Genomic DNA, 20,500 nt, shown 5'->3' with positions numbered 1-20,500 from the left:
GTCACTCGTGAACCACGGCATCGACGTCGAGGCCGAGCCGGCGCCCGTGCGCCTGGTGGAGCGGGGCTGGTGACGCCGGCCCTCGGGGACGACTGGGCGGTCGGGCCGGACGGGCTGCGGCAGCGGCGCGCCGCGCGAGTGATCGTGCTGGACGACGCGGACCGGGTGCTGCTGGTGCGCGGGCACGACGCCGACCAGCCGGAGCGCTCGTGGTGGTTCACCGTCGGCGGCGGCATCGACGACGGCGAGAGCGAGGTCGACGCCGCGCTGCGCGAGCTGCGCGAGGAGGCGGGGCTGGCTCTGGCCCCCGGCGACCTCGTGGGCCCGGTGCTGACCCGCGACGCGTTCTTCCACTTCTTCGCGGAGACGTGCCGCCAGCAGGAGGTCTTCTTCCTGGCACGCGTGGACGGCGGCCACCGGCCCACCGACGACGGGTGGACGGCGGAGGAGCGGGACGTGCTCGACGAGATGCGCTGGCTGACCACGGCCGAGCTGCGCGCGGAGACGCGCGAGATCTTCCCGACCACCTTGCCGGACGTCGTCGACGCCCTGGCCCGCGGGTGGGACGGCACCGTGCGCCACCTCGGGGTCCAGCACGACGACGAGCCGTCCGACCCGGAGGAGCTCGGCACCCCCGCGCCGTGACCACCGGACGCACGACGCGCGCCCCGGGCATCCGTTGGTTACCGTCGATGTGAGGCGCGTCACGCACGACGGGTGCGGTCGCGCGTGACCGGCACCGACAGGGGGCGTCGACGTGAACCGACTGACGAAGGCTGCGATCGCCGTGGGAGGTGCCGCGGTCCTGCTGGTCGGCGGCGCCCAGACGATCGCGTACTGGACCGCCGAGGGCACCTCCACGGGCACCGACGTGTCCGCGGGCACCCTCACGATGACCGACGGAGCCTGCGGGGAGTGGACCCTCGACGGGGGCGGGGCGGTGACGGACGGCATCGTGCCGGGTGACACCGTGACCACCACCTGCGCACTGACCGTCGGCGGCACCGGCGACCACCTCGCGCTGGGCGAGATCACCGTCTCGTCGCCGACGTGGGGCGAGGACAACGCCCTGACGGCGGCGCTCGACCTCAGCCTGACCGAGGCGACCCTGGGTGGTGAGACGCTGACCCTCCCGCTGACGGACCCCGTCCCGGTCGGGGCGTCGGACGAGCTCGTGGTCAACCTCGAGGCGGCGTTCGACACCGCGGCCGGGAACGACACGCAGGCGCTGACCGCCGCGCTCGAGGACGTCACGGTCCAGGTCACGCAGGCGCACGTCGTCCCGACGCCCTGAGCGCCGTGGCGCCGGCACGCCCGCGCCCGGGCACCGTGCGGCGCGCGCTCGGGCGCGCGCTCGCCGGTGTCGTGCTGCTGGTCGCCGGTGGGGCGCTGCTGCTCGTGGTCGTCGTCCCCCGCGTCGGGGGCGCGACGCCGTACGGCGTGGCGACCGGGTCGATGCGGCCCGCCCTCGACGTCGGCACGCTCGTGGTGGCGCGTCCCGCCGACATCGAGAGCATCACCACCGGACAGGTGGTCACCTACCAGCTGCGCTCCGGTGACCCGACGGTCGTGACCCATCGCGTCGTCGGGCTGGGCACGACGGCCGGCGGTGAACGGACCCTGCTCACGCAGGGGGACGCGAACGACGTCGCCGACGCGCAGCCAGTACGTGACGTGCAGGTGCGGGGCGTGCTCTGGTACGCCGTGCCGCAGCTCGGCCGCGTCATGGGCGTGGGGTCGCCGCAGCAGCGGCAGGTGATCACGACCGCCGCGGCCGTCGGCCTGCTCGGGTACGCCGGATGGCTCGTCGCGGGGGAGGCCCGGGAGCGGCGCTCCCGGAGGGGCGAGGAGCCGTCGCCGGGCCTGGAGACCTGGTGGCCGGAGCAGGTGCCGCCGCCCGGCGCGTCACGTGCCGTCGAGCCCTCCGCGGAGCCTTCCTCGGGGGAGCCTTTCTCGGGCCGGGAGCCGGTGCGGTGAGCGGAGCCCGCGAGGTCCCGTCCCCGCCTCGACCCCGTCGCCGCGGGTGGGCGGCGACTCCCGCGCGCCCCCTGGCGGCCGTCCTGGCCTGGGGCGCGTTCCTCCTCCCGGTCGCCCCGGCCGCGGCCGGCGTCGTCCCCGTCGCGGGAGGGGGCACGGGAGGGGACCCCGACGGGGGCGTCGCGCTCAGCGTGGACGGCCGCGGGTGGTCGGACGACCTGAAGGTGCCGCTGTTCGAGGCCTCGCCGTGGGTGCCGGGGGAGACGCGGCGCTCGGTGCTGCTGGTGCGCAACGACGGTCGCGGCACGGCCGACGGTCAGGTGGCCGTGGCCCTGGGGGCGGGGACGGGCGACGGGGCCGGGGCGCTCGCCGACGCCCTGCGCGTCCGGGTGCGCCCCGCGGGCGACCCGTGGACCGCCACCGGGCGGCCGGTGCCCGTACGGCTCACGGAGTCCGAGGTGCTCCCGGTGTCGCTCGAGGTGACCCTCGCTGCTTCGGCGGGCGACGACACCCAGGGCGCGACCGTGCCTCTCGACGTCGTGGTGACCCTCGTGGGCGACGCGCCGACGGGCGACCGCCCACGCGACGAGCCGGCGCCGGACGACGACGCGCGTGCCGCCGCCCTCCCGCGCACCGGCGGGTCCCCGGCGCTGCCGCTGCTGGCCGCGGCCGGCGCGGTCCTGCTGGGCGCGCTGCTGCGGTGGGCGGCCGCGGCGAGGGAGGGGCGTCGTGGTTGAACGGTCCGGCCGGCGCCCGGCGGGGATGCGCCGGGTCGCGGTCCTGGCGGTGGTGGCGCTCGTCGGCGTGCTCGCGGGCGGCGGGGTCGCGTGGGCCTGGTGGCAGGGGGAGGCCACGGCGACGGCCCCGACGTCAGCCCTCCGGGCCGGCGTCGTCGACGTCCAGGTCGTCGGGCTCGGCAACGAGCTCGTCGGCCGTGGCGGCAGCGTCACGGCGACCGCGCTGGGGCTCACCGGGGCCGTGCCGGGGTCCGGCGACTCCGAGATCATCACGGTGCGCAACGGCGGCTCGCGGCCGACGACGGTGACCGCCACGCCGACGGGGACCGGGACCCTGGGCACGTCGTTCACCACCAGCGCGTCGTTCGGCGCCGCCGACACCGGGACGGGGTGCGGCACGGGCAACGGCACCTCCACGACCATCCCCGCGGGAGGGACGGCCGCGCTGTGCGTGACCGTCGCGCTCTCCGCGTCGGCGCCGTCGTCGGTGCAGGGGCAGGCAGGCGGGGTGTCCGTCGCGCTCGCGGCCTCGCTCGGGGGCACGGCGTGGACCGACACAGGCACGGTCGTCAGCGGCGCCGTGAGCGCGGCGACCGTCCCCGCTCCCACCCTCTCGTGCGGCGCGCTCGGTCTGGTGTCCGTCACGTTCAACTGGACGGCGGTCGCCAACGCGACCCGGTACCAGTTCACCTTCGGCCCTGCCGCCACGCCGACCACCGCGCAGGTCCCCGCCGGCACCACCGCCTACCAGGTGACCGGCGTCGCGACGAACGCCACGGCACGGGTGCGCGCCGAGCGGGTCTTCACGGGCAACGTCGTGTGGACGTCCGTGTCGTCGAACACCCGCACCTACAACATCGCCCTCGGCCTGATCGGGACGTGCGCCTGATCGGGACGTGCGCCTGAGCGGCCGTCGGCCGGGCGGATCCGTGGCCCCTACACTTCCCCGGTGACCACGACGATCGGAGTCCTCGCCCTGCAGGGCGACGTGCGCGAGCACGCCGCGGCGCTCGAGCAGGCGGGGGCGCGCGCGGTGAGCGTGCGGCGCCCGTCCGAGCTGGACGCCGTCGACGGGCTCGTCCTGCCAGGTGGGGAGTCGACGACGATCGACAAGCTGCTGCGGCTCTTCGAGCTCGCCGACCCGCTGCGGCGGCTGATCGGCGAGGGTCTGCCGGTGTTCGGCTCGTGCGCGGGCATGATCTTGCTCGCCGACCGCATCGAGGGCGGTACCGCCGACCAGCGCACGCTGGGCGGGATGGACGTCGTCGTGCGGCGCAACGCGTTCGGCCGCCAGGTGGACTCGTTCGAGGCGGACCTGCAGGTCGAGGGCGTCTCGGACGCACCGGGCGGCCGCCCGGTGCGCACCGCGTTCATCCGCGCGCCGTGGGTCGAGGAGGCGGGGCCGGACGTCGAGGTGCTCGCCCGCATCCCCGACCGCTGGGCGGACGGCTCCGCGGTGGGGCCCGCCGCCGGTAAGATCGTCGCAGCACGTCAGGGACGGCTGCTCGCCACCGCGTTCCACCCGGAGATCACGGGGGACGCGCGGGTGCACGGGCTGTTCGTCCGGATCGTCCAAGCATCGCGAAGGAGTTAGGGAGCGCATGTCAGGTCACTCCAAGTGGGCCACGACCAAGCACAAGAAGGCGGCGATCGACGCCAAGCGCGGCAAGCTTTTCGCGAAGCTGATCAAGAACATCGAGGTCGCCGCGCGCACGGGTGGCGGCGACCCTGCCGGCAACCCCACGCTGTTCGACGCCATCCAGAAGGCCAAGAAGTCGTCCGTCCCGAACGACAACATCGACCGCGCCCTCAAGCGCGGCTCCGGCGAGGGCGCCGACGCCGTCGACTACCAGACGATCATGTACGAGGGCTACGGCGCGAACGGCATCGCCGTCCTCGTCGAGTGCCTCACGGACAACAAGAACCGCGCCGCCTCCGAGGTGCGCCTCGCGTTCTCCCGCAACGGCGGCAACCTGGCCGACCCGGGCTCCGTGTCGTACCTGTTCTCCCGCAAGGGCCTCGTCGTCGTGCCCAAGGCCGACGGCGTCACCGAGGACGACGTGATGCTCGCCGCCCTCGACGCCGGTGCGGAGGACGTGAGCGACGAGGGCGAGGCCTTCGAGGTGCTCTGCGAGGCCACCGACCTCGTCGCCGTCCGCTCCGCCATCCAGGAGGCGGGCCTCGAGTACGACTCCGCCGACTCCATCTGGCACCCGTCCATGGAGGTCGAGGTCGACGTCGAGGGCGCACGCAAGATCCTGCGGCTCATCGACGCCCTCGAGGACAGCGACGACGTGCAGAACGTCTACGCGAACTTCGACGCCTCCGACGAGGTCATGGCGGCCCTCGACGAGGACTGAGCCCCCCCGGGCGGTCCCCGAGCCGCCGAGGTCGTTCCCGATCCCGCGAGGTAGGACCTGCCTCGGCGTATCTCGGACCCCCTCGGCCCGCCGCGTGAGAGGGTGACGACGTGCGCGTGCTGGGGGTGGATCCGGGGCTGACCCGGTGCGGTGTCGGCGTCGTCGACTCGCTGCCGGGACGGCGGGCGCGGCTCGTCGACGTGGGTGTGGTGGGCAGCGACCCCGCCACGAGCATCGACCTGCGGCTGTTGCACGTCGCCGCCGGGCTGGACGAGTGGCTCGACCGGCACGTGCCCGACGTCGTGGCCGTCGAGCGGGTGTTCGCCCAGCACAACCTGGGCACCGTCATGGGCACGGCCCAGGTGGCCGGTCTGGCGATGGTCGCGGCCGCGCGCCGCGGGATCCCCGTGGCGATGCACACGCCGAGCGAGGTGAAGGCGGCCGTGACGGGATCCGGCCGCGCGGGCAAGGAGCAGGTGCAGCGCATGATCGCGCGCATCCTCGGGCTCGACGACCTGCCGCGACCCGCCGACGCGGCCGACGCGCTCGCCCTCGCCGTGACGCACCTCTGGCGCCCGGCGGGCGCGCTCCAGGGCGGCGAGCGGCACGAGCTCACCCCCGCGCAGCGCGCCTGGGCCGCGGCCGAGCAGTCGGCCCGCAAGGGCAAGCACCGCGGGGCGCCGTCCCGCACCTCGCGCTGACGGGCGGCCACTCCCGGTCGATGCTCGTTCCGCTCGTGTCGCGGCGGACGGCGTCGGCGCCCGTTGTTACAGTGACGCCTCGTACGGGTGTTCGACACCAGACCGGCTCGACGGAAGGACCACGGTGATCGCCTCCCTGACCGGCACGGTCACGCACGTGACGCTGGAGCGGGCCGTGCTCGACGTCGGCGGGGTCGGGTACCTCGTGCACGCCACCCCGGGAACCCTGGCCGGCCTCCGGGTGGGGGAGCGGGCGCAGCTGCACACCACGCTCGTCGTCCGAGAGGACTCGATGACCGTGTTCGGCTTCGCCGAGGCGGACGAGCGCGAGGTGTTCGAGACGGCGCAGTCGGTCTCGGGCGTCGGCCCGCGCATCGCGCTCGCCATGCTCGCCGTGCTGACCCCCGACGCGCTGCGGCGCGCCGTCGCGTCCGAGGACCTCGCGGCGCTGCGGCGCATCCCCGGCGTCGGCCCCAAGAGCGCCCAGCGCCTCGTGCTCGAGCTGTCCGGCAAGCTGGGCGCACCGACCTCTGCCGCCACCGGCGCCGCCGTCCCCGATGCGCCGCCGGTCGCGGCGGGAGACCCGGCGCGCGACCAGGTGGTCGAGGCGCTCGTGGGCCTGGGCTGGGCCGCCAAGGTCGCCCAGGACACCGTCGACCGCGTCCTCGCGGACGCCGGTGACGGGGCAGCCGACGGCCCGGTCGACGTCGCCGCCACGCTGCGGGCGGCGCTGCGCTCCCTGGGCGGCCGGCGTGGCTGAGCCGCTGGAGCCGGAGTACGGCGGCGAGCGGCTCGTCACCTCCTCGGCCGACGACGTCGAGCGCGCGGCCGAGGCGGCGCTGCGGCCCAAGAAGCTGGACGAGTTCGTCGGGCAGCGGGTGGTCCGTGACCAGCTCTCCCTGGTGCTCCAGGCGGCGCTCGCGCGGGACGCGTCTCCCGACCACGTGCTGCTGTCGGGGCCTCCCGGGCTCGGCAAGACGACGCTGGCGATGATCATCGCCGCGGAGCTCGGCACGTCGCTGCGGGTCACGAGCGGCCCGGCGATCCAGCACGCGGGCGACCTGGCGGCGGTGCTCTCCTCGCTCGAGGAGGGCGAGGTCCTCTTCATCGACGAGATCCACCGGCTGGCCCGCCCGGCGGAGGAGCTGCTGTACGTCGCGATGGAGGACTTCCGCGTCGACGTCGTCGTCGGCAAGGGGGCGGGGGCGAGCGCGATCCCGCTGGCGCTGCCTCCGTTCACCGTCGTCGGCGCGACGACGCGGTCCGGCCTGCTGCCGGCCCCGCTGCGCGACCGTTTCGGGTTCACGGGGCACCTCGACTTCTACGACGCCGCCGAGCTGGAGCGCGTCATCATCCGGTCCGCCGGGCTGCTGGGCGTGGACATCCAGCACGCGGCCGCGCACGAGATCGCCGGCCGGTCGCGCGGCACGCCCCGCATCGCGAACCGGCTGCTGCGCCGCGTGCGCGACTGGGCGCAGGTGCGCGGGGACGGCAGCCTCGACCTGCGGGCGGCCCGGGCCGCGCTGGAGGTCTACGAGGTCGACCCGATCGGCCTGGACCGCCTGGACCGCGCCGTCCTCGACGCCGTCTGCCGCCGGTTCGGCGGCGGGCCCGTGGGCCTGGGCACCCTCGCGATGACCGTGGGGGAGGAGCCGGACACCGTGGAGACGGTCGCGGAGCCCTACCTCGTCCGCGAGGGGCTCCTGGGCCGCACGCCGCGCGGCCGGGTCGCGACGCAGGCCGCCTGGGAGCACCTCGGGCTCGAGCCGCCGCCCGGGGCGTGGGGAGCCCCGCTCGGGGGGACGCTGTTCGACGGGTCCGGCGCCGCCGACGGGGACGCCGGGACGCCCCAGTAGACTGGGAGCGCCCCCTGCCGCCGACGGCCCGGGGCCGGAACTCGACGGGTGCCGTGCTCGTTGGGGGCCGTGTGCGCAGGATCCTGCGCCGGCGCGCCGACCGGTGCGCCCCGACGCCCGGCAGTCGGTCGACGACCGTCGGGCAGCGACAGACAAGGACGCTCCGTGGAACTCATCATCCTCTTCGTGGTCCTCGCCGGCCTCATGTTCTTCATGAGCCAGCGGACGCGCAAGCAGCAGAAGCAGCAGGCCGAGTTCCGGTCGCAGCTCGCGCCGGGCCAGGAGGTCATGACCGGTTCGGGACTGTTCGGCACGGTCGTGGAGATCGACGAGGCGGCCGACACGGTCACCATCGAGACGGTCCCCGGCGGCGCGCAGACCCGCTGGCTGCGCGCGGCCATCGCCAAGCGCGTCGACACGCCGGTCGAGGAGCCCGTGGACGAGGCCGACGAGACCGAGGTCACAACCGACTCCTCCGCGACCGGTACGATCACCTCCGGCGACGGTCACATCGACGTCCCCGACGACCTGTCGAGCCTGGACACCGCGCAGCGGGAGTACCGGGAGCAGCAGCGTCGCGACGAGGGCGAGACCGGCACCACGAAGTGACAGCACCAGCGACATGGGACGGCGGGCGCTCGCGCCCGTCGGCCTGACGACGCGCCGGTCGGGGTGATCCCGGCCGGCGCCATCACGCGTCGGCCCCGCGGCGGCGCGCAGACGGGAAGAGACAGAAGTTGGCGAACTCACGCACGAAGCGGTCGCGTCCGGTACGCACCCTCGTGGTCTTCACGATCCTGACGATCGTCCTGCCGTTCCTCGCCCTCGGCGCCGGCGTCTTCTGGGACGCCAAGTCCGACGCCAACCCGGACGGCGCGAGCTGGGCCCCGGGGCTGGCGCTCGACCTGCAGGGCGGCACGCAGCTGATCCTGAAGGCGGACACCACCGACGGGTCGCAGGTCACGTCGGAGACGATCGACGAGTCGATCAACGTCATCCGCCAGCGCATCGACTCCTCGGGCGTCTCCGAGGCGGAGATCACCGCCCAGGGACAGAACAACATCGTCGTGGGCATCCCCGGCGAGGTGTCGCAGGAGACCATCGACCTCATCTCGCAGCCGGCGCAGATGCGCTTCCGCCCCGTCCTGACGTACGCCGCGGGCACGCCGACCCCCGAGCCGTCCGCGTCCCCCAGCGCCGACGCCGGTGACGCGGCCGACGGCGCCACCGACGAGAGCGCCACCGACGAGAACGCGGCGGACGAGGACGCTTCCGGGGACAGCCCGAGCGGCAAGGGCGCGGGCGCGCCGCTGTCCGTCCCGGCGGACGTCGACCCGTCGGCCACGCCGACCGCCACCGCGACCTCCGGCGACGACGCCGACCCGTCCCCGACGGCGACCGACGGGACCGAGGCGGGCGAGGACGCCGCCGCGGCGTCCGACCCGAGCGACCTGGCGCAGATCACGCCGGAGATCCAGAAGCAGTTCGAGGAGCTCGACTGCACCGACCCCGCGAACCTCAAGGGTGGCGGCGGGGACGACCCGGACAAGCCGCTGGTGACCTGCGGCGAGCAGGACGGGATGAAGTACATCCTCGGCCCGATGGAGGTCGACGGCGTGCACATCGCGTCGGCGAGCTCCGGCCTGGTCCCGGGCGCGAACGGCACCACCACCAACGAGTGGGGCGTCTTCCTCAACTTCGACTCCGTGGGGACCGACGAGTTCCGCGAGACCACGACCCGCCTGCAGGGCCTCGAGGCGCCGCGCAACCAGTTCGCCATCGTCCTCGACGGGCTCGTCGTCTCGGCGCCGTCCCTGTCCCCGGGCACGATCATCTCGAACGGCCAGGCGACCATCTCCGGCTCGTTCACCCGGGACACCGCCGCGACGCTCGCCAACCAGCTGAGCTTCGGCGCGCTGCCCGTGCAGTACACGGTCGAGAGCCAGGAGGTCATCTCCGCGACGCTCGGCTCCGAGCAGCTGCGCAACGGTCTGATCGCCGGCCTCATCGGTCTCGCGCTGGTCGTCGTGTACTCGCTGCTGCAGTACCGCACGCTCGGCCTGCTGACGGTCGCGTCGCTGGTGGTCGCCGGCGTCATCACGTACGTGTCGATCGCCCTGCTCTCCTGGGGGATGGGCTACCGGCTGTCGCTCGCGGGCGTCGCCGGCCTCATCGTCGCCATCGGCTTCACGGCGGACTCGTTCATCGTGTACTTCGAACGCATCCGTGACGAGCTGCGCGACGGGCGCACGCTGGCCTACGCCGTCGAGCGCGGCTGGGCCCGTGCCCGGCGTACGGTCCTCGCCGCCAAGGCCGTCAACCTGATCTCCGCGATCATCCTGTACTTCCTCGCCGTCGGCGGCGTCCAGGGCTTCGCGTTCACCCTGGGTCTGACGACCATCATCGACGTCGCGGTCGTCTTCTGGTTCACGCACCCGATGATGGAGGTCATCACCAAGGTCCCGTTCTTCCGGGACGGCCACCTCTGGTCCGGCCTGTCGCCCGAGCGGCTGCGCGCGGGCTCCGGCCCGCGGTACGCGGGCGCCGGGCGCGTGCGGATGCCGCAGCCCGCCGTGGCGGGCAACACGGCCGCGGCCGAGGTCCCGGACGACGCCGAGGCGTCGAGCGAGCGCGTGACGCCGGAGCCCGTGCACAGCGGTGCGCGTCAGGCGCCCGCGGCCCCTGTGACGGACGCCTCCGGGCGCCGGCTGACGATCGCCGAGCGCCGCGCGGCGGAGCGTCGGGCGGCCGCCGAGGAGGCGGACCCGGGGCCCGGCGCAGGACCGGACGACGGATCGCCCTCGGCGACCGGTGACAACCCCTCTGGCACGAACGAGGAGAGCCGCTGATGGCCGGCATGAACTTCGCCCAGTGGGGCAACGACCTGTACACGGGCCGTCGGTCCTACCCGATCGTGCAGCGCCGCCGGCGCTGGTTCACGGTGGCGGGCGTCCTCGCGGTCGCGTCGATCGCGGTGATCCTCATCAAGGGCCTCACGCTCGGCATCGACTTCCGCGGCGGCACGGAGTTCACGGTCAACGACGTGACCTCCACCGAGCAGCAGGTGGCGATCGACACCGTGCACGAGGTGCTCCCGAACGAGGAGCCCCGCGTCGCGATCGTCGGCGGCTCGGCGGTGCGTGTCCAGACCGAGGAGGTCACGCCGGAGCAGGAGGCCGCCCTGGTCACGGGGCTCGCCACCGCCTACGACGTCGACGAGTCCGCCGTGACGACGTCCTTCGTCGGCCCCACCTGGGGCGCCGGCGTCTCGATGCGCGCGCTGTGGGGCACCGTGGTGTTCGTCGTCGCGGCCGCGCTCTTCATGGCCGTGTACTTCCGTGCCTGGCGGATGTCCGTGGCGGCGATCGTCGCGATGCTCGCGGACCTGCTCATCTCCGCCGGCGTCTACGCGGCGATCGGCTGGGAGGTCACGCCGTCGACCATCATCGGCTTCCTGACGATCCTCGGCTTCTCGCTGTACGACAAGATGGTCGTGTTCGACAAGGTCCGCGAGAACACGGCGGACGTGCTCACGCAGACCCGCAGCACGTACGCCGAGCGGGCCAACCTCGCCGTGAACCAGACGCTGGTGCGGTCGATCAACACCTCCGTCGTGGCGCTCCTGCCGGTGGCGAGCATCCTGTTCGTCGGTGCGTTCCTGCTGGGCGCGGGCACCCTGCGCGACCTGTCGCTGTCGCTGTTCGTGGGCATCGCCGTCGGTGCGGCGTCGTCGCTCTTCCTCGCGACGCCGCTCGACGTCTCCCTGCGTGAGCGCGAGCCGAAGATCGCCGCGCACACGAAGGGCGTCCTCGAGGAGCGTGCCGGGCTGGTCGCGGAGGGCGGCCACGACGCCGAGGTCGCGGCGTACACGACCGGGTCCGCGCAGCTGATCCCGGGCCAGCACCAGGGCAACCGTGCCCAGCCGCGCCGCAAGCGCGGCCACTGAGCCGGGGGCGAGCATGGTCGACGAGACGACCGGCCCGACCGGCGGCGCCGTGGACGACATCGTCGTCGACGGGCTGGGAGGGCTCGGCCCCGAGCGGGCCGCCGAGGTCCGGGCGCTGATCCGCGACGTCCCGGACTACCCGCACCCGCCCGTCGTGTTCCGCGACATCACCCCGCTGCTCGCGGACGGCCCGGCGCTGGCGGACGTCGTGGAGGCGTTCGCCCGCCTCGTGGACGCGGACGGCGGCGTGGACGTCGTCGCGGGCATGGAGGCACGGGGCTTCCTCCTGGGCGCGCCGCTCGCCACCCGCCTCGGGGTCGGGTTCCTGCCGCTGCGCAAGGCGGGCAAGCTGCCGCCGCCGGTGGAGCGGGTGGACTACGACCTCGAGTACGGCTCGGCCGCGATCGAGCTGCGCACGGGAACACTCGAGGCGGGTGCGCGTGTTCTGCTGGTCGACGACGTGCTCGCCACCGGCGGCACGGCGTACGCGGCGGCCGAGCTCGTGGAGCGTTCGGGCGGTCAGGTGGTCGCTCTGGCGTTCCTGCTCGAGCTCTCCGGCCTGGGCGGACGCGACAGGCTGACCGGGCGGACGGTCGAGGCTCTGCTGCGCGTGGAGTCGTAGACTTGCCGTCCCGGCCGACGGCGACCCCGCGGTGGTTGCGGAAGGAGGCGGAGATGAGCGACGAGACGAAGGTCGCGCGCGCCGCCGCCGCGCCCCAGGGATCGACCGGGCAGGGCTCGGCGTCGGGCCGCGGCGCGGGCTCCGGGCGCAGCGTGCGCAACCGGCTCGTGCGGCTCGGCGTGCGGGGCGCGCCTCCCACGACCCCCGCGCTGGAGCCCGTCCTGCAGGCCGTGCGCACCAACCACCCGAAGTCCGACCTCTCGGTGCTCGAGCGTGCCTACGCGACGGCCGAGCGATGTCACCGGGGCCAGGAGCGCAAGTCCGGCGACCCGTACATCACGCACCCGGTCGCCGTGGCGACGATCCTCGCCGAGCTCGGCTTCGACGGCGCGACCCTGGCGGCCGCGCTGCTGCACGACACGGTCGAGGACACGGACTACGGGCTCGACGAGCTGACCCGCGAGTACGGCGAGGAGATCGCCATGCTCGTCGACGGCGTCACCAAGCTGGACAAGGTGAAGTACGGCGACGCCGCGCAGGCGGAGACCGTGCGCAAGATGGTCGTCGCGATGGCCAAGGACATCCGTGTGCTGGTCATCAAGCTCGCGGACCGGCTCCACAACGCCCGCACCTGGAAGTACGTCTCCGGCACGTCGGCGCAGCGCAAGGCGCGCGAGACGCTCGAGATCTACGCCCCGCTGGCCCACCGGCTCGGCATGAACACGATCAAGTGGGAGCTGGAGGACCTGTCCTTCCAGACCCTGTACCCCAAGGTGTACGACGAGATCGTGCACCTGGTGGCGGAGCGCGCGCCCGCTCGCGAGGAGTACCTGTCGGTGGTGCGCGAGCAGATCTCCGCCGACCTGCGCAGCGCCAAGATCAAGGCGACGGTCACCGGCCGGCCCAAGCACTACTACTCGATCTACCAGAAGATGATCGTGCGCGGGCACGACTTCGCGGAGATCTACGACCTGGTCGGCACGCGGGTCCTCGTGGACACGGTGCGGGACTGCTACGCGGTGCTCGGCGCGCTCCACGCGCGCTGGAACCCGGTCCCGGGCCGGTTCAAGGACTACATCGCGATGCCGAAGTTCAACATGTACCAGTCGCTGCACACGACGGTCGTGGGACCGGGCGGCAAGCCGGTCGAGATCCAGATCCGCACGCACGACATGCACCGCCGCGCAGAGTACGGCGTCGCCGCGCACTGGAAGTACAAGCAGATGGCGCCGGCGGGCAAGGCGGCGTCGGACGACCCGCGTGCCAACGACATGGCGTGGCTGCGCCAGCTCGTGGACTGGCAGCGCGAGACCGCCGACCCGAGCGAGTTCCTCGACTCGCTGCGCTACGAGATCGGCGGCGCGGAGGTGTACGTCTTCACGCCCAAGGGCGAGGTGATGGCGCTGCCCGCCGGGGCGACGCCGGTCGACTTCGCGTACTCGGTGCACACCGAGGTGGGGCACCGCACCATGGGCGCCCGCGTCAACGGGCGGCTCGTCCCGCTGGACTCGACGCTGCAGAACGGCGACACGGTCGACATCCTCACCTCCAAGGCGGAGTCCGCCGGCCCGTCCCGCGACTGGCTCGCCTTCGTGAAGTCGGCGCGCGCCCGCAACAAGATCCGCCAGTGGTTCACCAAGGAGCGGCGCGAGGAGGCGATCGAGCAGGGCAAGGACGCCATCACCAAGGCGATGCGCAAGCAGAACCTGCCGATCCAGCGCCTGCTCAGCCACGAGGCGCTCGTCGGGCTGGCAAACGACATGCGCTATGCCGACGTCTCCGCGCTGTACGCGGCGGTGGGCGAGGGGCACGCGTCGGCGCCGCACGTCGTCGACCTGCTGGTGAAGTCGTTGGGCGGCGAGGAGGGCACGGAGGAGGACGCCGCGGAGGCCGCGGCCCCCGGTCGCCCGTCGCGCCGGGGCCGCACCGGCGACCCGGGCGTCGTCGTCAAGGGCGTGGACGACATCTGGGTGAAGCTCGCCAAGTGCTGCACCCCGGTGCCCGGCGACTCCATCGTCGGCTTCGTGACCCGCGGCGCGGGCGTCAGCGTCCACCGGGCGGACTGCGCCAACGCCGAGCAGCTGGCCAAGGCCCAGCCCGAGCGCATGGTGGACGTGTCCTGGACCACGGGTGCCAACACGATGTTCCTGGTGCAGATCCAGGTCGAGGCGCTCGACCGGTCGCGGCTGCTCTCCGACGTCACGAAGGTGCTGTCGGACTACCACGTCAACATCCTGTCGGCATCGGTCTCGACGTCGTCGGACCGGATCGCGCTGTCGAAGTTCGTCTTCGAGATGGCGGAGCCCGGACACCTGCAGCAGGTGCTCACCGCGGTCCGCAAGGTGGACGGCGTCTTCGACGTCTACCGCATCACCGGGACGAAGGCCGCCGACGTCCACCAGGAGTCGGCGGGGGTCTGAGCGCATCGAGCCCGGCCTCGGCCGGTCGGCGGCGGCCCGCTGTCTGCGCCCGTGCCACGACGTCGCGACGACCGTCCGGGAGGACCTCCGCATGCCGAGCCTGAGCTCGCCCCGCACCCGCCGCTTCGTCACCCGGTTCAACGCCGGCGTGCTCGCCTGGCGCAGCTCGCCCCGCTGGGGCGGACCGCTGCGCCGTGCCCTCACGATCGTCCGGTACACCGGGCGCCGGTCGGGGCGCCACGTCACGATCCCCGTGGGGTTCCGCCGGCGGGGGGACGAGGTCGTCATCGGCGTGGGCGTGCCGGACGCCAAGAGCTGGTGGCGCAACTTCCTGGGCGAGGGCGCCCCGCTGACGGTCGAGCTCGACGGCGCCGAGCGCCGGGGGCACGCCGTCGCGCACCGGGACGACGCCGGGAGGGTGACCGTCCGGGTGCGGCTCGAGGGCGCGCGCCCCCGGCGAGCGGAGGTGCCCGGCCCCCTCCCGGAGTAGGTTCGCCAGCATGACGCTGCCGCTCGAACCGCCGGTGCTGCCCATGCTCGCGAAGTCGGTGCCGGACGTGCCGGACCAGCCCGACGGCGAGGCGGTGTGGGTGTACGAGCCGAAGTGGGACGGGTTCCGCGCCCTGGTGTTCCGCGACGGCGACGACGTGCGGATCGACTCGCGCAACGGGCGGCCGATGCAGCGCTACTTCCCGGACGTGGTGGACGCGGCGCTCGACGCGCTGCCGGAGCGCTGCGTCGTCGACGGCGAGATCGTGGTCGCCCGCCCCGGGGACGGCGCGGCTCGGGCGGCGCACCTCGACTTCGACGCGCTCGGGCAGCGGATCCACCCCGCCGACTCCCGGGTGCGGCTCCTCGCGTCCGAGACCCCGGCCAGTCTCGTCGTCTTCGACGTCCTGGCCCTCGGCGAGGACGACCTGTCCGGGCGGCCCCTGCGGGACCGGCTCGCGGCGCTCGACGGCCTCGGCCTCGACGGGCCGCAGGTGCACGCCACGCCCCGCACGCAGGACGCCGCCGTCGCGCGCGACTGGTTCCAGGCGTTCGAGGGCGCGGGCCTCGACGGCGTCGTCGCCAAGCGTCTCGACGACGCGTACCAGCCGAACAAGCGCGTGCTGCTGAAGATCAAGCACGCGCGGACGGCCGACGTCGTGCTGGCGGGCTACCGGCTGCACAAGACGTCGACGCCCGAGAAGCCGCTCATCGGCTCGCTGCTCCTCGGCCTGTACGCGGAGGCCGACGATCCGGACAGCCTGCAGTTTGTCGGCGTCTCGGCGTCGTTCCCCGCAGCGCGGCGGGCGACCCTGCACGCGGAGCTCGCGCCCCTCGTCGTGGAACCGGGCACCGAGGACGCCGCCGCGCACCCGTGGGCCGACTGGCAGGACCCGGCGGTCGCCGACGGCAGCGCCGGGGAGCGGCGCCCGGGTGCGCAGTCGCGCTGGAGCGCGGGCAAGGACCTGTCGTTCACGCCGCTGCGCGTCGAGCGGGTGCTGGAGGTGGGGTACGACCACATGGAGGGCTCGCGCTTCCGGCACACCGCGCAGTTCAAGCGCTGGCGGCCCGACCGTGAGCCGGCGTCGTGCACGTACGCCCAGCTCGAGGAGCCGGTCGGCTACGACCTGGCCGGCCTCCTGCCCGGGGCGCCGGGGACCGCCTGAGCCCGGACGTGCGGCGGACCACCGATGAGTCGAGGACTCCTGGGAGGTCTGGGGGGCATGGGAACCCTCAGGTACGGACTGATGAGCTGTTCGCTCGACGGCTACGTGGCCGACGCGTCGGGCGACTTCGACTGGGGCGCGCCGGACGACGCCGTGCACGCCTTCATCAACGACCAGGTCCGGGACGTGCGGACCTTCGTCGTGGGGAGGCGCATGTTCGAGACGATGCGCGTGTGGGACACGTGGGAGCGCGGGCAGAGCGACGCCGCGGACGAGTTCGCCGAGATCTGGACGGGGATCGACAAGATCGTCTGCTCGGACTCCCTCGTCGCCGCCCGGGAACCCCTCGACGCGCCGCGCACCACGCTCGAGCCACGGCTCACCCCCGGGCGGCTGGCCGAGATCGCGGCCGGGACCGACGGCGTCGTGGAGGTGTCCGGCCCGACGACCGCCGCGGGGGCGCTCCTGGCCGGGGTGGTCGACGAGCTGACCGTGCGCGTGGTGCCGCACGTCGCGGGCGGCGGCCTGCGCCACCTGCCCGACGGCATGCAGGTCGATCTCGCCCGCGCCGAGTGCGTCCCGCTCCGCGACGGGTCGGTCTTCCTGCGCTACACCCGTCCCTGACGGAGGAGGGGCCGGTCAACTGCGCTTGCGGTTGGTGTCCCGGCTGGGCTGCACGCGCTTCGGCTCGCCCGGCATCTTCGGGTACTCCGGCGGGTAGGGCAGGTCGCCGAGACCGTGCTCCTCCTCGTCGCGCCGCGCGAGCTCCAGCGCCGCGTCGAGGGAGCAGTCGAGTGCCGGGTCGCGGTCGGCGCGCAACGCGGCGAACAGGTCGCCGCGCTCGGCGAACCGGGCGGGCGCTGTCGTGACGTCGAAGTCGTCGGGGTGCACCTCGCCGACCTCGTCCCACTCCAGCGGGGTGGAGACGGTGGCGCGCTTGTTCGCCCGGACGGAGTACGCGGACGCGATGGTGCGGTCGCGCGCCATCTGGTTGTAGTCGACGAAGATCTTCTCGCCCCGCTCCTCCTTCCACCACTTCGTGGTGACCTGGTCGGGCAGGCGTCGCTCCAGCTCGCGGCCGATCGCGATCGTGGCGCGGCGGGCCTGCTGGAACGACCATCGCGGCGCGAGCGGCACGAAGACGTGCAGGCCGCGCCCGCCCGACGTCTTCGGGTAGCCGGTGAGCCCGAGCTCCGTGAGCAGCTCGCGCAGGTGCGGCGCGACGGCCGCGGCGTCGTCGAAGGAGGTGCCGGGCTGCGGGTCGAGGTCGATGCGCAGCTGGTCGACCGCCTCGACGTCGTCGCGGCGCACCGGCCACGGGTGGAAGGTCAGGGTGCCGAGGTTCGCGGCCCAGGCGACGACGGCGAGCTCGGTCGGCGCGACCTCGTCGGCGGTGCGCCCGCTGGGGAAGGCGATGGTCGCGGTCTCGACCCAGTCGGGCGCACCCTTCGGGAGGCGCTTCTGGTAGAACGCGTCGCCGCGGTTGTCGGCGCGCGTCGCCATCACCGCCTCCGGCCACCAGCCCTTCGGCCAGCGCTCGAGCGTCGTGGGCCGGTGCAGGAGCGCGCCGAGGATCCCGTCACCCACCGACAGGAAGTACTCGACGATCTCCCGCTTCGTGAGGCCCGGGCGGTCGGGCAGCTCGGGGAAGACGACACGGTCGGGGCTGGAGACGCGCACGGCGCGGCCAGCGGCGTCGAGCTCGACGGCGGGTGCGGCGGAGGCCATGCGGCTCAACCTAGGGCAGGGCGGCGGGCGCCGCACGGAGGGCGCCGGCCCGGGCCAGCACGCGGCGGGCACGCGGCCGCCCGACGACGCGGGCCCGGCGCTCCAGCAGCGCGGCAGCGTCCGCGAGGGCGAGGCCGCAGGCGTCCGCGACGGTCCGGGCGAGCCGTGCCGCGTCCTCCTCGACCGGGACGTGCACGGCCACGTCGACGACGGTTCGCAGCGGCGCGGTCACGCGGGCCCCGGCCAGCTCGACGACGTCGCCGCGCAGCAGCGGTGCCTGCCACACGAGCCCGGCACCCCAGAGCTCGGGCCGGTGCCCGCCGGCCGCGTAGGCGACGTCGAGATGTTCGGTGGCACGCGGGCCCGCCGCCCGGCCGACATGCACCCACGCCGCCGTGCGCCCGGCGGCCACGGCTCCCGCCGGCAGCGACCCGGCCAGCAGCGCGGCCCGCAGCAGGGGAGTCACGGGCGTGCCGGCGACGACCGCCGCGTCGTCCCGCACCGTCTCGAGGGCGCCGTCGCGCACGAGGACGTCCCACGCCGCCCGGCCGCCGACGTCGGCCGGTCGCACGAGGAGCCCGCGCGACCGTCGCGGGGGCGCGAGCAGGTCGCCGAGGCGTGGCGGCGGGGAGGAGGGCCCGTGGCGTGCGCCAGGGGGAGGAGCGGGTGGCGCGGGGGGTACGGCGAGGAAGACGAAGGGGCTCACGACGCGGAAACTATCCGGTCGTGAGCCCCTTCGGGTCAGCGCCTGTGGATCGTCGCGGACGTGCGACGACCCCGTCGGCGGCCCGCACGGTCAGCCGCGGGTGTCCTCCGCGGCGCGGACCACCTGCTCGAGCCAGGCGCGCCGCGCGGCGAGCGCCGTCTCGGCCTCCTCGACGCGCCGCGCGTCACCCGACTCGCGCGCCTCGGCGAGGTCACGCTCGAGGCCCTCGATGGCCGCCTCCAGCTGTGCCGCGGCGCCCTCGGCCCGCGCGCGGGTCTCGGGGTTGGTGCGGTCCCAGCGGGCCTGCTCGGCGCCCCGGACCGCGGTCTCGACGGCGCGCATGCGCCCCTCGACACGCTGGATGTCGGCGCGCGGCACCTTGCCGGCCTCCTCCCAGCGGTCCTGGAGGTCGCGCAGCTTCTCCTTCGCGGCCGCGAGGTCCTTGACGGGCAGAAGAGCCTCGGCCTCGGCGAGGAGCGCCTCCTTGACCTCGAGGTTCTGCCCGTACTCGGCGTCGATCGCCGCGTTCTCGGCGTCCCGGGCGCCGAAGAACGCGTCCTGCGCCGCCCGGAACCGGGACCAGAGCGCGTCGTCGTCCTTGCGGCTGGCGCGCCCCGCGGCCTTCCACTGCGTCATGAGGTCGCGGTAGGCGGCAGCGGTGGCCCCCCAGTCGGTGCTGGTCTGGAGGGACTCCGCCTCGGCGACCAGCTTCTCCTTGGCCGACTTGGCGGCGGAGTTGCGCTGCTCGAGGTCGGCGAAGAAGTGGCGCCGCTCGCGGTCGAACGCGGTGCGTGCGTGGCTGAACCGCTTCCAGAGCGCCTCCTCGGAGGGGCGGTCGATGCGCGGCCCGGTGCGCTGCGACTCCTTCCACCGGTCCAGGAGGGCACGCAGTTCCTCGCCGGCCGGGCGCCACTGCATCTTGCTGGGGTCGGTGGCGGCGATCTTCTCCGCGGCCTCGACGATGGTGGTCCGGGCGGCGACGGCCTCGGCCTTGGCGGCCGCGCGCTCCTGCTCGAGGGCGGCACGACGCTCCGCCGCTCGTGCCCTGAGGCCCTCGACGCGGGTCCGCAGGGCGTCCAGGTCGCCGACGGCGGCCGGCTCGCCGGTCTCCTCCGCGAGCTTCGCGAGGGTCTGGTCGATCTCGCGGACGGACAGGTCCGCGCTGTCGAGACGGGTCTCGAACAGCGCGACCTTGGCGTCGAGGTCGAGGTAGCGGCGCACGTAGAGGCTCATCGCCTCCGAGGCGTCCACGCCCGGGAACTGGCCCACCTGGCGCTCGCCGGCGGCCTCCCGCACGAACACCGTGCCGTCCTCGTCCACGCGACCGAACGCCTCTGCGGCGGCCGCCGCGGCGGCGTCGAGGGCCGGCGGCACGACAGGGGCCACGGGGGTGGTGGGCTCGGCGGGCGGCACGTCCGCCGGCGTGGGCGCGGCGGGGCGGCGCAGCGCCGACGGCTTGGGCGCGCCCGGGCGGGGCGGCTTCGGCATGCCGGACGGCTTCGCCGGGGCCGGGGCAGGAGCAGGCGCGGGGGCCGGAGCAGGCGCCGGGGTCGGCTCGGCCGGAGCCGCGTCGACGGACTCGGGCCCGGCAACCGTCTCGGCGGTGTCGGCCGTCCCGGCGGCCGGGCTCTGCGGCTCGGCCGCCGGCGCGGGCGCGGTCTCGGGCTCCGGGGTCGTCTCCGTGGGTCCGGCCTCGGGGGTCGTCTCCGTGGGTCCGGCCTCGGGGGTCGTCTCCGTGGGTCCGGCCTCGGGGGTCGTCTCCGTGGGTCCGGCCTCGGGGGTCGTCTCCGTG

21 protein-coding genes are annotated in these 20,500 nt (G+C 74.5%); 18 read left to right on the top strand and 3 right to left on the bottom strand.

Features of this window, described 5'->3' with window-relative positions; translation table 11 throughout:
- Positions 1-69: 69 nt before the first annotated feature.
- From ACFQ8Y_RS05805 to ACFQ8Y_RS05720, 18 genes are all read left to right on the top strand, one after another.
- The gene (locus tag ACFQ8Y_RS05805; protein ID WP_430584891.1) at positions 70-645 is read left to right on the top strand and encodes an NUDIX hydrolase; all 576 of its coding nucleotides are present in this window, start codon (positions 70-72) and stop codon (positions 643-645) included.
- A 112-nt stretch (positions 646-757) separates the two neighbouring features.
- A complete protein-coding gene (locus ACFQ8Y_RS05800; RefSeq protein WP_430551202.1) occupies positions 758-1,294 on the top strand; it encodes an alternate-type signal peptide domain-containing protein in 537 nt (178 codons plus the stop codon).
- Positions 1,295-1,299: 5 nt separating this feature from the next.
- On the top strand, positions 1,300-1,977 hold the full coding sequence (locus ACFQ8Y_RS05795; protein ID WP_430584890.1) for a signal peptidase I: 678 nt from the start codon (positions 1,300-1,302) through the stop codon (positions 1,975-1,977).
- Positions 1,974-2,714, top strand: coding sequence for a hypothetical protein (locus ACFQ8Y_RS05790; protein ID WP_430584889.1), 741 nt, complete (start codon positions 1,974-1,976; stop codon positions 2,712-2,714). The genes ACFQ8Y_RS05795 and ACFQ8Y_RS05790 overlap by 4 nt, the downstream gene beginning before the upstream one ends.
- Positions 2,707-3,603 (top strand): hypothetical protein, encoded by an 897-nt coding sequence (locus ACFQ8Y_RS05785; RefSeq protein WP_430584888.1) that lies wholly within the window; start codon positions 2,707-2,709, stop codon positions 3,601-3,603. Before ACFQ8Y_RS05790 ends, ACFQ8Y_RS05785 begins: the two co-directional genes overlap by 8 nt.
- Before the next feature lie 60 nt (positions 3,604-3,663).
- Entirely contained in the window at positions 3,664-4,308 is a 645-nt protein-coding gene (gene pdxT, locus ACFQ8Y_RS05780) for a pyridoxal 5'-phosphate synthase glutaminase subunit PdxT (protein ID WP_430584887.1), read from the top strand.
- 7 nt (positions 4,309-4,315) lie between these two features.
- Entirely contained in the window at positions 4,316-5,074 is a 759-nt protein-coding gene (locus tag ACFQ8Y_RS05775) for a YebC/PmpR family DNA-binding transcriptional regulator (protein WP_430551207.1), read from the top strand.
- Positions 5,075-5,184: 110 nt separating this feature from the next.
- Complete coding sequence (gene ruvC, locus ACFQ8Y_RS05770; protein ID WP_430551208.1) at positions 5,185-5,775, top strand: crossover junction endodeoxyribonuclease RuvC; 591 nt, start codon at positions 5,185-5,187, stop codon at positions 5,773-5,775.
- 124 nt (positions 5,776-5,899) lie between these two features.
- Positions 5,900-6,535: a Holliday junction branch migration protein RuvA gene (ruvA, locus tag ACFQ8Y_RS05765; RefSeq protein WP_430551209.1), complete on the top strand. Its 636-nt coding sequence runs from the start codon at positions 5,900-5,902 to the stop codon at positions 6,533-6,535.
- Positions 6,528-7,631, top strand: a complete 1,104-nt coding sequence (gene ruvB, locus ACFQ8Y_RS05760) for a Holliday junction branch migration DNA helicase RuvB (protein ID WP_430551210.1) — start codon at positions 6,528-6,530, stop codon at positions 7,629-7,631. The genes ruvA and ruvB overlap by 8 nt, the downstream gene beginning before the upstream one ends.
- Positions 7,632-7,796: 165 nt before the next feature.
- Positions 7,797-8,240 carry a preprotein translocase subunit YajC gene (yajC, locus tag ACFQ8Y_RS05755; RefSeq protein WP_430551211.1) on the top strand — a complete coding sequence of 148 codons (444 nt, stop codon included), beginning with the start codon at positions 7,797-7,799 and terminating at the stop codon, positions 8,238-8,240.
- A 128-nt stretch (positions 8,241-8,368) separates the two neighbouring features.
- The gene (gene secD / locus ACFQ8Y_RS05750; RefSeq protein WP_430584886.1) at positions 8,369-10,480 is read left to right on the top strand and encodes a protein translocase subunit SecD; all 2,112 of its coding nucleotides are present in this window, start codon (positions 8,369-8,371) and stop codon (positions 10,478-10,480) included.
- Positions 10,480-11,577, top strand: a complete 1,098-nt coding sequence (secF, locus tag ACFQ8Y_RS05745) for a protein translocase subunit SecF (RefSeq protein ID WP_430584885.1) — start codon at positions 10,480-10,482, stop codon at positions 11,575-11,577. The genes secD and secF overlap by 1 nt, the downstream gene beginning before the upstream one ends.
- Before the next feature lie 13 nt (positions 11,578-11,590).
- The gene (locus ACFQ8Y_RS05740) at positions 11,591-12,199 is read left to right on the top strand and encodes an adenine phosphoribosyltransferase (RefSeq protein WP_430551214.1); all 609 of its coding nucleotides are present in this window, start codon (positions 11,591-11,593) and stop codon (positions 12,197-12,199) included.
- Positions 12,200-12,252: 53 nt separating this feature from the next.
- Positions 12,253-14,619: a RelA/SpoT family protein gene (locus tag ACFQ8Y_RS05735; protein WP_430562246.1), complete on the top strand. Its 2,367-nt coding sequence runs from the start codon at positions 12,253-12,255 to the stop codon at positions 14,617-14,619.
- A gap of 91 nt (positions 14,620-14,710) precedes the next feature.
- Positions 14,711-15,109: a hypothetical protein gene (locus ACFQ8Y_RS05730; protein WP_430584884.1), complete on the top strand. Its 399-nt coding sequence runs from the start codon at positions 14,711-14,713 to the stop codon at positions 15,107-15,109.
- A 10-nt stretch (positions 15,110-15,119) separates the two neighbouring features.
- Positions 15,120-16,274, top strand: coding sequence for an ATP-dependent DNA ligase (locus ACFQ8Y_RS05725; protein WP_430584883.1), 1,155 nt, complete (start codon positions 15,120-15,122; stop codon positions 16,272-16,274).
- An 81-nt stretch (positions 16,275-16,355) separates the two neighbouring features.
- Positions 16,356-16,898 (top strand): dihydrofolate reductase family protein, encoded by a 543-nt coding sequence (locus tag ACFQ8Y_RS05720; protein WP_430584882.1) that lies wholly within the window; start codon positions 16,356-16,358, stop codon positions 16,896-16,898.
- Positions 16,899-16,913: 15 nt separating this feature from the next.
- Here the strand turns inward: ACFQ8Y_RS05720 and ligD are convergent, their stop codons facing one another.
- The 3 genes from ligD to ACFQ8Y_RS05705 all read right to left on the bottom strand — a co-directional run.
- A complete protein-coding gene (gene ligD, locus ACFQ8Y_RS05715) occupies positions 16,914-18,002 on the bottom strand; it encodes a non-homologous end-joining DNA ligase (protein ID WP_430584881.1) in 1,089 nt (362 codons plus the stop codon).
- A gap of 10 nt (positions 18,003-18,012) precedes the next feature.
- The gene (locus ACFQ8Y_RS05710; protein WP_430584880.1) at positions 18,013-18,708 is read right to left on the bottom strand and encodes a hypothetical protein; all 696 of its coding nucleotides are present in this window, start codon (positions 18,706-18,708) and stop codon (positions 18,013-18,015) included.
- A 90-nt stretch (positions 18,709-18,798) separates the two neighbouring features.
- Positions 18,799-20,500, bottom strand: a 1,702-nt coding sequence (locus tag ACFQ8Y_RS05705) for a DUF349 domain-containing protein (protein ID WP_430584879.1), incomplete at its 5' end; no start/stop codon positions are given.

It is taken from the genome of Isoptericola sp. NPDC056605, from assembly GCF_042792795.1.
Taxonomy (GTDB): domain Bacteria; phylum Actinomycetota; class Actinomycetes; order Actinomycetales; family Cellulomonadaceae; genus Isoptericola.
The sequence above is the reverse complement of the archived record's forward strand: the minus strand, read 5'-3'. Positions and strand labels throughout refer to the sequence as shown.

Excerpts from the sequence above, each read along its gene's own strand:
- ACFQ8Y_RS05775 (WP_430551207.1), top strand. The coding sequence starts at position 4,316 with ATGTCAGGTCACTCCAAGTGGGCCACGACCAAGCACAAGAAGGCGGCG.
- secF (WP_430584885.1), top strand. The coding sequence starts at position 10,480 with ATGGCCGGCATGAACTTCGCCCAGTGGGGCAACGACCTGTACACGGGC.
- ACFQ8Y_RS05740 (WP_430551214.1), top strand. The coding sequence starts at position 11,591 with ATGGTCGACGAGACGACCGGCCCGACCGGCGGCGCCGTGGACGACATC.
- ACFQ8Y_RS05735 (WP_430562246.1), top strand. The coding sequence starts at position 12,253 with ATGAGCGACGAGACGAAGGTCGCGCGCGCCGCCGCCGCGCCCCAGGGA.
- ACFQ8Y_RS05730 (WP_430584884.1), top strand. The coding sequence starts at position 14,711 with ATGCCGAGCCTGAGCTCGCCCCGCACCCGCCGCTTCGTCACCCGGTTC.
- ACFQ8Y_RS05725 (WP_430584883.1), top strand. The coding sequence starts at position 15,120 with ATGACGCTGCCGCTCGAACCGCCGGTGCTGCCCATGCTCGCGAAGTCG.
- ACFQ8Y_RS05720 (WP_430584882.1), top strand. The coding sequence starts at position 16,356 with ATGAGCTGTTCGCTCGACGGCTACGTGGCCGACGCGTCGGGCGACTTC.
- ligD (WP_430584881.1), bottom strand. The coding sequence starts at position 18,002 with ATGGCCTCCGCCGCACCCGCCGTCGAGCTCGACGCCGCTGGCCGCGCC.